The organism is Aeromonas sp. INTO2 (assembly GCF_049860605.1).
Taxonomy (GTDB): Bacteria; Pseudomonadota; Gammaproteobacteria; order Enterobacterales; family Aeromonadaceae; genus Aeromonas; species Aeromonas caviae.
The window spans coordinates 3,405,147-3,418,227 of sequence record NZ_CP187588.1; the positions used below are offsets into that span (position 1 = coordinate 3,405,147).

General features: G+C 53.8%; 8 protein-coding genes. 3 read left to right on the forward strand and 5 right to left on the reverse strand.

Annotated features, from left to right (window positions below; genetic code table 11):
* Positions 1-592: 592 nt before the first annotated feature.
* The 3 genes from ACPW74_RS16055 (at position 593) to ACPW74_RS16065 (ending at position 5,930) form a co-directional block, all read left to right on the forward strand.
* Complete coding sequence (locus ACPW74_RS16055; RefSeq protein WP_425858348.1) at positions 593-2,503, forward strand: DUF262 domain-containing protein; 1,911 nt, start codon at positions 593-595, stop codon at positions 2,501-2,503.
* Positions 2,504-2,973: 470 nt separating this feature from the next.
* A complete protein-coding gene (locus ACPW74_RS16060; protein WP_425858350.1) occupies positions 2,974-4,776 on the forward strand; it encodes an ATP-binding protein in 1,803 nt (600 codons plus the stop codon).
* 66 nt (positions 4,777-4,842) lie between these two features.
* A protein-coding gene (locus ACPW74_RS16065) for an IS3-like element ISAs22 family transposase (RefSeq protein ID WP_088821966.1) occupies positions 4,843-5,930 on the forward strand; the annotation gives its coding sequence in 2 pieces (ribosomal slippage) (positions 4,843-5,095 and positions 5,095-5,930; 1,089 coding nt in all).
* Between the two features lie 470 nt (positions 5,931-6,400).
* On the opposite strand, the gene cysC is transcribed toward ACPW74_RS16065, so the two are convergent.
* The 5 genes from cysC to cysG form a co-directional block, all read right to left on the reverse strand.
* Positions 6,401-6,994, reverse strand: a complete 594-nt coding sequence (cysC, locus tag ACPW74_RS16070) for an adenylyl-sulfate kinase (RefSeq protein WP_425858353.1) — start codon at positions 6,992-6,994, stop codon at positions 6,401-6,403.
* Positions 6,995-7,228: 234 nt separating this feature from the next.
* Positions 7,229-8,953 carry an SLC13 family permease gene (locus ACPW74_RS16075; protein WP_042016322.1) on the reverse strand — a complete coding sequence of 575 codons (1,725 nt, stop codon included), beginning with the start codon at positions 8,951-8,953 and terminating at the stop codon, positions 7,229-7,231.
* Positions 8,954-8,957: 4 nt separating this feature from the next.
* Positions 8,958-10,385 (reverse strand): sulfate adenylyltransferase subunit CysN, encoded by a 1,428-nt coding sequence (gene cysN / locus ACPW74_RS16080; protein ID WP_042878193.1) that lies wholly within the window; start codon positions 10,383-10,385, stop codon positions 8,958-8,960.
* Positions 10,386-10,409: 24 nt separating this feature from the next.
* Positions 10,410-11,378, reverse strand: coding sequence for a sulfate adenylyltransferase subunit CysD (gene cysD / locus ACPW74_RS16085; protein WP_052224733.1), 969 nt, complete (start codon positions 11,376-11,378; stop codon positions 10,410-10,412).
* Positions 11,379-11,482: 104 nt separating this feature from the next.
* Positions 11,483-12,907 carry a siroheme synthase CysG gene (gene cysG, locus ACPW74_RS16090; protein ID WP_128342509.1) on the reverse strand — a complete coding sequence of 475 codons (1,425 nt, stop codon included), beginning with the start codon at positions 12,905-12,907 and terminating at the stop codon, positions 11,483-11,485.
* Positions 12,908-13,081 lie beyond the last annotated feature (174 nt).

The following is a 13,081-nucleotide window of genomic DNA, read 5'->3' on the forward strand; positions in this document are numbered from 1 at the left end:
GCCCCCTCCCAACCACCTGCTCGCCCGTGCCAGGCCACCCCTCTCGGCTGCACCGCATGGCCCTCGGCAGGGCAATGACCTCACTCCCCCATCCATACACCGTGAATCGTGGGCCTTGAGCGTTGAACGTTGAGCGTTGAGCGTTGAGCGTTGAGCGTTGAGCGGGAAAGCGTTGCGCCTTGAGAGCCTTCTTATCCAACCTGCCGCAGGCCCCGCTGTCCCCCCAATTTATTGATCTTGCCCGAGAAATCACCCGATCCCCCTTCCCTAACCAGCTCCGTTCGGTAACATGGCAATCGGGATCACCTCTTGTCGGAGTCAGCCATGAACCAGACCGGAGCCACAGGGAAAGCGCAGCAGGCTGGAGGCTGAGATTCAGGGGCGGTAGCGTGGTTTTTGCAGGTGGGCACAGAGCCTAGCCAAGCCCAACAGGTGAGCATGATGACCTCAACCAGAGCGGAATAAACATGTGTTGGGTCGATCGGTTAAAACAAATGTGTAGATACGTTGCACGGTAAACGTTGGGCTTCACTGCGTTCAGCACCAACCTACGATTTTTAGCCCAACATACGAGATAAATGGAAATTTAGGTATGAAATTGAATAGCCTTAGCGATATTTTCGAACGGCGGTTATTGCGTATTCCTGATTATCAGCGTGGATATGCATGGAAGGCGCACCAAATTGAAGATTTTTGGGAAGATATTCTTCAGCTAGAAGTAGGTCGGATTCACTATACTGGTGTAATCACTCTTGAACCAGTGAAGTCCCATTTATATCAGCGCTGGGAAAAAGACCTATGGCTAATCGAAGGTGTAGGGTTTCGCCCATTTTATGTAGTGGATGGTCAGCAGCGTTTAACCACGTCAATGATCCTTTTGCAAGCGATCCTAGAATCAGTCGATAATGGTGCAGAACTGAACTATCAATCTATTGCTTCTATTCGTAAGCAGTTCATATTTTTTGAAGCAGACAATAAATTACAGCAGAGTTTCATTTTTGGGTATGAGAAAGATAATCCCAGCGATGAATACATGAAAACCAAGATCTTTGGTGAACATTCCAGCTCAAATCAGTTTGTGGAAACACTCTATACACGCAATCTCAGCTTTGCTAAAAGCTACTTTATGGAGCGGTTAGCTGTAATGCCAATTGATGAGATAGCCATAATTTATAAGAAACTAACGCAGAAACTTAAATTTAATCTATACGAAATTGATGAGGATATTGATGTTTTTGTTACTTTCGAGACAATGAATAATCGTGGTAAGCCACTGACCAGTTTGGAGTTGCTTAAGAATAGGTTAATCTATCTTTCTACATTATTTAAAGACAATGATGGTCGAGAGCAACTAAGGGCTAATATTAATGATGCATGGAAAACGATGTATGAGTACTTAGGTAAAAACCCAGATATACCCCTCAGCGACAACCTCTTTTTACGTAACCATTGGACAATGTTTTTCAAATATACTCGCAAAAAAGGGGATGATTACATCAATTTTCTACTGAATGAGAAGTTTAATGCGCGAAATATTACTCACTCCAAAAACGTAGAAGATGAACTTAAAATTGAAGAGATCTCTGACTATGTAAAAAGTCTTCAGCAGTCTGTTGTCTACTGGTTCTTTATGCATGACCCTTATTATACGCAAGGCAACCAGCTTAACGATTCTCAGAAACTGTGGCTGGATCGCTTGGAGCGTTTAAGCTTTAGGTCTTTTAAGCCTCTGATCTTGTCGGCATTTGCATCTAGGCAAGATCCCGAAATGATTAGTAAGCTGCTGGCAGCAGCTGAACGCTATAACTTCACACTGTTCAATCTAAGCCAGCGCCGTGCTAATACCGGTGACACAGAGTTCTTCAGTATGTCGCGGGATTTATTGACTGGGGTTAGGTCGATTAAAGAGGTAGTTGAGTCCATAAATGCTTGGATTGATCGCTACTATGATTCTGATAAATTTCTAGCTCACATTGAAGAGAAGTACGAGTTGGACAGAAATGGATTTTACCACTGGGATGGGATTCGCTACTTTCTATATGAACATGAGTACTGGCTCAAGGAAAAAGGTAAACAGGCTGCCAGTAAACTCACTTGGGATGTACTGAAAACCAGTAAAAAAGATCATTTAACTTTGGAGCATATCTTTCCACAAACTCCTGATAATGCTTATTGGTGTGAGCGTTTCGGTCACCTGAATGAGCAGGAACGACGCTATTTAACCCACTCTTTAGGTAATCTGTTACCTCTTTCTCGCGCCAAAAACTCGGCATTGCAAAATGATAGTTTTCCTCAAAAGGTCAATAACGGTACAGGTGTTGGTTATTACAACGGCTCTGTTTCCGAGAATGAGGTTGCTCAAAATACAAACTGGACACCGAATGAAATATTAGAGCGAGGACTGGAATTGCTTAGATTTATGGAAACCCGATGGAATATAACCCTTGGTGATTCCGAGTTTAAAATCAGATTATTACACGCAGATAAAATTTCGCTTAAATAAAATTAGGGATAGCCACCATTCTAATCGCCGCGTAGTGGCCCACAGAACCAAAATGGTGACTATCCAATTTTTATTTAGCTAAGCCCAATAGACGAGCATTATCATGCCAACCAGCACGGGATAAAGATGGATTGGATGAACGATAAAAAATTTTGTCGATATGTTTCGCAGTAAACGTTGGGCTTCACTTCGTTCAGCACCAACCTACGATTTTTAGCCCAACATACTAGATCGGTGGATGCTTTATTTGAAGTTGAAGATTTTACAAACAATGAAATCACTAGGAAAAATATTTTTCCAATGAGTTTCAGCTTCGATGAAGCAATTGAGCTAGATCAAAATAATGTTGAACGATAGTGCAATCGAATGCTAATTAGTCAATAAATTACACAGCTTTAGGTGCTATAAGTCGCATAACTGCATCGGTTAATGATGCGTTGACTTCTAATGTCTGCCATGAAGGAACATATATGGATTATTCTGTAACTTATGAAGATGGGTTTCTTATCAGAGAAATTGGTTCTATCGCGACTAAGGCAGACATAGCGATAACTGAACTAATTGCCAATGCGCATGATGCCGGTGCTTCCGAGGTGAGAATATCTTTACCAAAAGATATTCAAGGATTACTTACTGTTTCTGATAATGGAAGTGGAATGACCGCAGAGCAGTTTGAGCAACGCTGGCTTAAACTAAGATATGACAGGAGAAAACATCAAGGTTTGTTTGTTGAAATTCCACAAGGGAATGAGATTACAAGAAGAAGGCTGGCATTTGGTCGCAACGGAGTTGGACGACATGCAGGCCTTTGCTTCAATGACAAATACAAAGTTGAAACTTGGAAAGATGGACGTAAAAATTCCTACGTTCTAAGTTTATCATCTGGAAAGCAGCCCATTCAGGTTGTTAATCATACAGAAATCGAAGCAGAAGGCCATGGAACTAAAATATCTGTTGTCATTAGTAGAAACCTCATTTCTTTAGAGGAATTATCTGAAATAATTTCAGCTAGATTTCTATTTAACCCGGAATTTAAAGTCTATATAAATGACAATTTAATCACTCTCGCAGAGCACCCAGGAATAGTAAAGCAAGTAGATATAAATCCTATCGGAGACATCAATATACGTTTAACGCTAGTTGACTCATCTGTAGCATCCAGAAATTCTAAACAACATGGAGTTGCTTTCTGGCTAGAAGGACGACTCCTAGGCAGTCCATCGTGGTCTGTTAATGGAATTCAGATTTTGGATGGCAGGCGAACATTTGCAAAACGATATACTTTGATCGCAGAGTCTGAAAATTTGTTGGATTATATAGAAGCTGACTGGTCTGGATTTAAATCAGACTTTTCTGCTATTTCATTAGTTTGTGAAGACATCTCAAAGTTTGTTAAGGCTTGCTACTTAGAGTTTTCTAAGGCTGAGCTGGCTAATACTAAGCGCCAGGTCGTTGCTAAACACAAAAATGAAATGAGTGAGCTTCCAAGCTTGGCGAAGAAAGAACTATATGATTTTTTAGATCAGATACTTACAGAAAACCCAGATATAAAGTTAGAGCTATTAGAACTTGCATTCAAAGCTGCAATAAACATTGAAAAGTCAAGAGCAGGAATCCCACTTCTTTATAAATTAACGCAGTTTTCAGCAGCCGATGTAAAAGCATTAAATGATTTTCTTGAAGATTGGTGCATCACCGATGCGATGACTATTCTTGCTGAAATAGATTCAAGAATAAAGATCGTGGAGGCTATTGAGAGGCTAAGTGGTGATCACTCTGTTGATGAATTGCATACTCTTCATCCATTAATTGAAAAGGCTAGATGGATATTCGGACCAGAGTTCGATACACCGGAATACTCGAGTAATCGAGGACTAAGAAAGACTATGGAAATTGTCTTCAAGAGAAAGTTTTCTAAAGACCAGTTTGTGAACTCTGCGAAGAGGCCAGATATTGTGGTAGGAGAGAACTCATCCATTAGTGCTCTCGCTCTAGAAGAGTTTAGCGGAGAAATAAAAACAACTAAACGCGTTTTACTCATAGAACTCAAAAAAGGTGGATTTGAAATTGGACGAGACGAAATGGATCAAGCTAAACGATATGTGCAAGATATCTGGCACGCGGGTGTTGATTCTTCTAGACCCTATATAAAAGGATATGTTGTTGGTGATCGTATCGATGCCTTCACCGGAACATATGAATCTATTGGGCGAAGTAGAGATGAAACATTTGGAGAGATCTACGCAGTCACTTATAACGAACTTGTTAGGTAATCCCCCCGAAAAACTGAGGTGCTCATAAGTAGAATTTTCTCGTATCTTGAACGCAGGAGGTTCTACATGAAAACATCACGCTTTAGCGATGCACAGATCATCGCCATCCTCAAGCAGGCCGAGTCTGGTTCACCCGTCCCTGAGCTCTGCCGTGAGCATGGCATCAGCTCCGCCACCTTCTACAAGTGGCGCTCCAAATTCGGTGGCATGGATGCCTCTCTCATGGCGCGCCTCAAAGAGCTGGAAGAGGAAAATCGTCGCCTTAAGAAGATGTATGCCGAGGAGCGCCTAAAGGCTGAGATCATCTCCGAGGCGATGGCAAAAAAGTGGTGACGCCATCTGCCCGCAGGGAGATGGCGACCAAGGCTGTGGCTCATTACGCCATTTCTATCCGTCTGGCTTGCCAGGTGTTCAAGGTGAGCGAGGGTTGCTACCGTTATCAGCCCGTGCTGGCTGATGAAAACCAGGAGATTGCCGACTGGCTGCTGCGCCTCACCGCCAACCAGCGCAACTGGGGTTTCGGACTGTGCTTCCTGTACCTGCGTAACGTCAAAGGCTTTGGCTGGAACCACAAGCGGGTCTACCGGATCTATCGGGCGCTAGAGCTCAATCTGCGGATAAAACCCAAGAAGCGGCTAGTGCGGGCCAAGCCGGAGCCGTTGGCAGTCCCTGACCAACCGAATCACTGTTGGTCGATGGACTTTATGCATGACCAGCTCAGCGATGGTCGTTCGGTGCGGTTGTTTAATGTGATCGATGACTTCAATCGCGAAGCACTGTGCATCGAGGTGGATTTTTCCTTGCCTGCCTCGCGAGTCAAACGGGTGCTGGAGCAGGTCATCGAGTGGCGGGGCAAACCAGCCGCAATCCGCTGTGATAATGGTCCGGAATACATCAGCGAAGAGCTCAAGCAATGGGCGCAGCAGAAGAGGATTGCGCTGAGGTATATCCAGCCAGGCAACCCGCAGCAGAATGCCTACATAGAGCGATTTAACCGCACTGTGCGTTACGACTGGTTGGGCCATTACCTGTTTGAGTCACTGAATGAGTTACAGGAATTTGCCACGAACTGGCTGTGGGTTTATAACCATGAGCGGCCCAATATGGCGCTGGGCGGCTACACGCCGAAACAGCGCTTGGCACAGGCCGCATGACCTCTACTTTTGAGTGCTCCAAAAAATGGGGGGATTACCGTTAGAAGTGCTGAAGCAAGGCTTTTTTCTTTAAGAGAGAAAATTGAAAGTAGATATCAAGGAATACAGGAAGACCATCTATTGAATGAACTTCTTGGCGAGCCTACTCAACACTGTTTGAATTTTGCTGTTGGAGAGTAGAAGGTAGGAAAATTAGGGCGCTCCACCATGCAGGTCGTCATGTGGTTGTCGCCCCCTCAGGACACAATATTTCCCCGTGATGCGACGAGATAGGCCACGACAAATGACAGTGAGACAGGTATTTCGAGCAAGCGGTGCGGGGAAGGCTTTTAGCTATGTAATACACTGCGCGTATTGCACACTACATATCAAAAGCACCAGCTGAAGAAATAACAGGACTCCCGCCAGCAATAAACAAGGGGGGCAGACGCCCTCCTTTGTTTATCAATATTCGGTTTGCACAATCAACCTCAGTCAATCAGCCCCCGCAGCCGCAGTGCGGTTAGCAACTCATCCACCAAGGCTTCCACCGACTTGCCGGCATTCAGCAGATGGATTTCCGGCTGCTCGGGTGCCTCATAGGCGGAGTCGATACCGGTAAAATTGCGGATCTCCCCTGCCCGCGCCTTCTTGTAGAGCCCCTTGGGGTCGCGCTCTTCACAGACAGCGAGCGGCGCATCGACAAACACCTCGACGAACTCCCCTTCACCCACGAGATTGCGCACCAGTTGCCGCTCGGCACGGAACGGCGAGATAAATGCGGTGAGGACGATCAGGCCCGCATCCACCATGAGTTTTGCCACTTCGCCGACCCGGCGGATATTCTCCTGGCGGGCGGCGTCATCGAAGCCGAGATCGCCGCACAGGCCGTGGCGCACATTGTCCCCATCCAGCAGATAGGTGTGCTTGCCCGAGGCGGCCAGCGCCTGCTCCAGCGCCCCCGCCAGGGTGGACTTTCCCGCCCCGGAGAGCCCGGTAAACCAGATCACCAGCGGCTTTTGCCCCTTCTGCTCGGCCCGGCTCTGTTTGTCGACGGCATGCTGATGCCACACGATATTGCTCATCCAACACTCCTTGATTGGCGCTCACGCCTCAAAACTGACACTGTCCGTTACCGCAGGGAGCCGCCTCGCGATGAGGCGGCAAGGTGCTGATGCCCTGATATTGCGCATGCAACTCCCCCTGATTGGCGCTCACGCCTGGATGCCAGTGCCCTGGCACTCCCCTGTATCATAAGCAGCCTTGATAAAAGCCGCGTTAATATAAGCAGCCCTTAACACATCCCCCGGTATCAGACCTTAAAACGGAAACAGCAGGGGCACCATGACGATCACCCCGATGCTGTAGGCCAGGGAGACCGGCAGGGCCAGCTTGAGATAATCCGGCATCTTGTAGTTGCCCGCCGCATAGACCATCAGGTTGGTCTGGTAGCCGTAGGGCAGGATAAAGCTGGAGCTCGCCCCGAACAGCACCGCCAGAATGAACGGCATGGTGGAGACATCCATGCTGAGCGCCAGCTGGAATCCCATGGGGAAGGCCAGCGCCGCCGCCGCGTTGTTGCTCATCAACTCCGTCAGCACCAGGGTAAACAGATAGATCCCCACGAAGGCGATAAAGGGACTGGCCCCGTTGAACTCCCCCATCAGCCAGTCGGCGATGAGCTTGGCCAGGCCGCTCTTCTCCAGCTGATCGGCGATGGCGAGCGCCCCGCCCACCACCAGCCAGATATCCAGGGGAAAGCGGCGGCGGATCTCGTCCAGGGTCAGGATGCGGGAGAAGAGCAGCACCACCAGCATCACCAGCAGCCCCTTGAAGAGCGGCACCAGATCGAGCACCGACAGGGTCAGCACCCCGAGGAACCCCGCCACCACGGCGGCGCTGCGCGTGGCATCGAGCCGGGTGGAGGCCTCCAGCCCGCTCACTACCACGAACTCCCGGGAGAGGGACTTGTTGCCCGCAAACTTGGGGCCTGGGGCCAGCAGCAGGGTGTCCCCTGCGTGCAATTCAATCTGGCCGAGGCCGCCGGTGAGCTGGGTCTCGCCCCGGCGCACCGCCAGCACCACCGCATCGAAGTGGGTACGAAACTCCGCATCCTTGATGGTCTGACCCACCAAGCGCGAGCTGTGGCTGACGATCACCTCCACCAGGTGCTGGCCGTTGAGGCGGTGCTGGCCGTAGAGATCCAGCCCTTTGAGCTCCTGCAACACGCCGACGCTCTCCACGTCGCCACAGAACAGCAGCATGTCCCCCTCGTGCAGCTCGTGTTCCGGCTGCACCGGGCAGATCACCTGGTTGCCCCGGATGATCTCGGCGAGATAGAGGCTTTTCAGGCTGCGCAGGCCGTTCTCCTTGACGCTGCGCCCGGCCATGGGGGAGCCGGGGCCCACCTTGGCCTCGAGAAAATAGCCGGATTCCCGGCTCATCTCGGTGTCCTGCTCCGGCAGGTGGCGGGCAAACAGCAGCACGGCAACCAGGCCGGTCAGCAGGGTCCCCGCCCCCACCATGAAGAAGTCGAACATGCCGAGCGGCTTGGCCCCCATCTTGATGAGGAAGCTGTTGACGATGAGGTTGGTGGAGGTGCCGATCAGGGTCAGCACGCCGCCAAAGGTCGCCGCGAAGCACATGGGCAACAGCAGCCGGGAGGGCGCATGGTTGGGGTTGCGCTTGACCGCCCCCAGCATGGACGCCACCACGGCGGTGTTGTTGACGAACGCCGACAGGAAGGCGGTGGAAAACCACACCTTCACCAGCACCTTGTTGAAGGAGCCGGTGCCCACCAGGTTGGCAAACCAGCTCATGACCCGGGTCTTCTCCACCGCGAGCGACACCAGCAGCAGCAACACCAGGGTCAGCAGGGCGCTGTTGGTGTAGCCCGCCACCACGGCGTTGATGTCCGCCAGGCCGCTCAGGTAGGTGATGAGCACGGCGCCCGAGAAGAGCAGCGCCGGCCGGAGTTTGCCCTGGATCAGCAGGGCGACGAGGGCAGCCAGCAGACCCAGCACCAGGGATTGTTGCCAGGTCATGGGCTTACTCCTTGCCGGAATCGTTGCTGATGGTCAGCGCCTGCCAGTGGGGGAAGTGCTTGCGCACCAGGGCGTTGAGTTCCACTTCGAACTCGCTGTATTGCCCTGCCATCACCTTGGCCGCCAGCCCTTCCACTATCATGCCGGCACCCACGGTGACGTTGGTCAGCCGGTCGATGAGGATGAAGCTGCCGGTGTCGCGGATCTCCTTGTAGGGGTCGAACGCCACCGGGTCGGTCAGGCTGAATTCGCACAGGCCGATCTCGTTGAGCTTGAGCTCGGAGGCGGGCAGCTCGTCGAGCTTGTTGATCTCGATGCGGTGGCGGATGGCCTCCACCTGGCCACGGCTCTTCTTGGTGGCCAGCTTGACGTCATAGACCCGGCCCGGTTGCAGGGACTCTTCCCCCATCCAGACGATGTGAGCCAGCACGTTCTGGGTCACCTGGGGCTTTTTCGCCGCATCCACCAGCAGGTCGCCCCGGCTGATGTCGATTTCGTCCGCGAAGGTGACCGTGATGGCCTGACCCGGCAGGGCGTACTCCAGATCCCCGTCGAAGGTGACGATGCGGGTCACCGTGCTCTCTTTGCCGGACGGCAGCACGGCAAGCTTGTCGCCCACCCGCAGGATGCCGGAGGCGAGCGTGCCAGCGAAGCCGCGAAAATCGAGGTTGGGGCGGTTCACGTACTGCACCGGCAGGCGCACCGGGTGACGCTCCAGCTCGCGCTCCACTTCGGCAGACTCCAGCAAGGAGAGCAGGGTCTCGCCCTGATACCAGGCCAGCTTGTCGCTCGGGTTCACCACGTTGTCACCGTCCAGGGCCGAGACCGGCACGATGTGGATGGTGTCGACGCTGAGCTTCTTGGCGAATTCGCGGTACTCCAAGCTGATGCGCTCGAACACCTCCTGGCTGAACTCCACCAGGTCCATCTTGTTCACTGCCACCACGAACTGCTTGATGCCGAGCAGGCTCGCGATAAAGCTGTGGCGACGGGTCTGATCCAGCACCCCCTTGCGGGCGTCGATCAGGATGATGGCCAGATCGCAGGTGGAGGCGCCGGTGGCCATGTTGCGGGTGTACTGCTCATGGCCCGGGGTGTCCGAGATGATGAATTTGCGCTTGGCGGTGGAGAAATAGCGATAGGCCACATCGATGGTGATGCCCTGCTCGCGCTCCGCCTGCAGGCCGTCCACCAGCAGGGCCAGGTCCAGCTTCTCGCCGGTGGTGCCGAGCTTCTGGCTGTCGGACTCCAGTGCCTTCAGCTGATCTTCATAGATCTGCTGGGAGTCGTGCAGCAGGCGGCCGATGAGGGTGCTCTTGCCGTCGTCCACGCTGCCGCAGGTGAGAAAACGCAGCAGGCTCTTGTGCTGCTGGGCGTGCAGGTAGGCTTCAATGCCCTGTTCGCTGATGGCGGTCTGAATGTGGTTGTTCATGATGCGATTCCTTAGAACATTTTTTTAGAAATAGCCCTGACGCTTCTTCTGCTCCATGGAGCCGGCCTGATCGTGGTCGATGAGCCGCCCTTGCCGCTCGCTCGAGGTGGTGATCAGCATCTCTTCGATGATCTCCGGCAGGGTGGTGGCATTGGATTCGATGGCCCCGGTCAGCGGGTAGCAGCCGAGGGTGCGGAAGCGCACCAGCTCCTGCTTCACTTCGTCTTCCGGGCCGATGGGCATGCGATCGTCATCCACCATGATCTTGATGCCGCCGCGATCCACCACGGGGCGCATGGCCGCGAAGTAGAGCGGGACTATGTCGATGTTCTCGAGATAGATGTATTGCCAGATGTCCAGTTCGGTCCAGTTGGAGAGCGGGAAGACACGGATGCTCTCCCCCTTGTTGACCTGGCTGTTGTAAACGCGCCACAACTCCGGGCGCTGGTTTTTCGGATCCCAGCGGTGGGACTTGTCGCGGAAGGAGTAGACCCGCTCCTTGGCACGGGATTTCTCCTCGTCGCGACGGGCACCACCGAAGGCGGCGTCGAAGCCGTATTTGTTGAGCGCCTGCTTGAGCCCCTCGGTCTTCATGATGTCGGTGTGCTTGCTGCTGCCGTGCACGAAGGGGTTGATGTCCATGGCCAGACCGTCCGGGTTCTTGTGGACGATGAGATCCAGCCCGAACTTTTTGGCGGTCTCGTCCCGGAACTTGATCATCTCCTTGAACTTCCAGTTGGTGTCCACGTGGAGCAGGGGGAAGGGGATCTTGCCCGGGTAGAAGGCCTTGCGGGCCAGGTGCAGCATGACGGAGGAGTCCTTGCCGATGGAGTACATCATCACCGGGTTTTCAAATTCGGCGGCCACCTCGCGGATGATATGGATGCTCTCGGCTTCCAGTTGCTGCAGGTGAGTCAGTCGCTCGCGGGTGACACCTGCACGGATGCTCTGTGCATCGGATGGCTGCAGTTGGGTCAGTCTTTCACGGTCCATGTCTGGGTCCTCGGTTCATTGCTAACGCGCCTGGTCAGGGCGCGGTGTTGGTTCAGTTCGGTGCCGCCTTGGCCGCACCGTCAAATCGATTCGGGTCTCGTCTCTCAGGCCAGGCTCACCAGCTTGAGCTCGTGGCCGCTTTCTGCCTCCTGCCCTTGCCCCTGTTCGCCAAACCAGGCGAGTTGCTGGCGCAGGGCCACCACTTCACCGATGACGATGAGGGAGGGGCTCACCGCCTGCTGGGCCAGCTCGGCCAGATCCGCCAAGGTGCCGGTCAGCACCCGCTGACGGGCGGTGGTGCCCCGCTCGATGATGGCGATGGGGGTGGCGGCGCGTCGGCCATGGCTCACCAGTTGCTGCTGGATATGCTCGGAGCGCATCAGCCCCATGTAGATGACCAGGGTCTGGTTGGTGGCCGCAAGCTGCTGCCAGTCGGGCTCCTTGCCCTCCTTCTGGCAGTGGCCGGTGATGAAGACGGCGCTCTGGGCATGGTCGCGGTGGGTGAGCGGAATGCCCGCATAGGCGGTGGCACCGGCGGCGGCGGTGATGCCGGGCACCACGGAGAAGGGAATGCCCTCCTCGGCCAGCACTTCCAGCTCCTCGCCGCCACGGCCGAACATGAAGGGATCCCCCCCCTTGAGGCGCACCACCCGGTTGCCCGCTTTGGCGTATTCCACCAAGAGGCGATTGGTCTCTTCCTGGGGCACGCTGTGGGCCCCCGCCTTCTTGCCGACCGACACCAGGGTGGCGTCGCGGCGCACCAGGTCCAGGATCTCGGGGGAGACCAGCTGGTCATAGAGCACCACTTCGGCCTGCTGGATCTGTTGCAGCGCCTTGAGGGTCAGCAGGCCAGGATCTCCCGGGCCCGCCCCCACCAGCACCACTTCGCCCACTTCGGTACGGGCCTTGTCCAGTCCCTCGTTCAGCCACTGCTCGGCCCCCTGCCAATCGGCTTTCTCAATCAGACCGGCCAGGGTGTTGGAGGCAAAGGCGCGCTCCCAGAAGCGGCGACGATCGGAGAGGGAGGCCAGCACCTGCTTGGCCCGGCTGCGCACCCGGCCGGAGAGCTCCGCCAGACCGCCAAGATGGCGGGGCAGCAGGCTCTCGAGCCGCTCGCGCAACAGACGCACCAGCACGGGGGCCTTGCCGCCGCTGGAGACGGCCACCACGATGGGGCTGCGATCGATGATGGAGGGGAAGATAAAGCTGGAGCGCTCGGGGTCATCCACCAGGTTGACGAACAGACCGCGCTCGGTGGCGCTCTGGTAGACCAGGGCATTGACCTCGAGATCGTCGGTCGCGGCCACCACCAGGATTTGCCCTGCCAGGTGGGCCGGGTCGAAACGCGCCGCCACATGGGTGAAGCGACCGGCAAATTCATGGAATTCGGGCTCGAGCGCGGGAGAGACCAGGGTGATCCGGGCACCTGCCGCCAGCAGCAGGCGCGCCTTGCGCAGGGCAACCTCGCCCCCGCCCACCAGCAGTACCGGGCGGCCTTCCAACCTGGCAAACATAGGTAAATAATCCATCAGGGCCCGCTCCTCGGCATCGCGACATCTGGGGCGACTATAGGCAGGAGCGCTTATCCCTCAAAATAATAAAAAATGCTCTTTAATGCGTTTTGGTAATTAGTAAAGCCGTGTGGCGGCAATAGAGAAGCGAATCTGCTTGTGGTGGATGGCACCAGATCCTAGGCTAGTGAA

Coding starts and splice junctions, on each gene's coding strand:
- cysN (WP_042878193.1), bottom strand. CDS start 10,385: ATGAACAACCACATTCAGACCGCCATCAGCGAACAGGGCATTGAAGCC.
- cysG (WP_128342509.1), bottom strand. CDS start 12,907: ATGGATTATTTACCTATGTTTGCCAGGTTGGAAGGCCGCCCGGTACTG.
- ACPW74_RS16055 (WP_425858348.1), top strand. CDS start 593: ATGAAATTGAATAGCCTTAGCGATATTTTCGAACGGCGGTTATTGCGT.
- ACPW74_RS16060 (WP_425858350.1), top strand. CDS start 2,974: ATGGATTATTCTGTAACTTATGAAGATGGGTTTCTTATCAGAGAAATT.
- cysC (WP_425858353.1), bottom strand. CDS start 6,994: ATGAGCAATATCGTGTGGCATCAGCATGCCGTCGACAAACAGAGCCGG.
- cysD (WP_052224733.1), bottom strand. CDS start 11,378: ATGGACCGTGAAAGACTGACCCAACTGCAGCCATCCGATGCACAGAGC.
- ACPW74_RS16075 (WP_042016322.1), bottom strand. CDS start 8,953: ATGACCTGGCAACAATCCCTGGTGCTGGGTCTGCTGGCTGCCCTCGTC.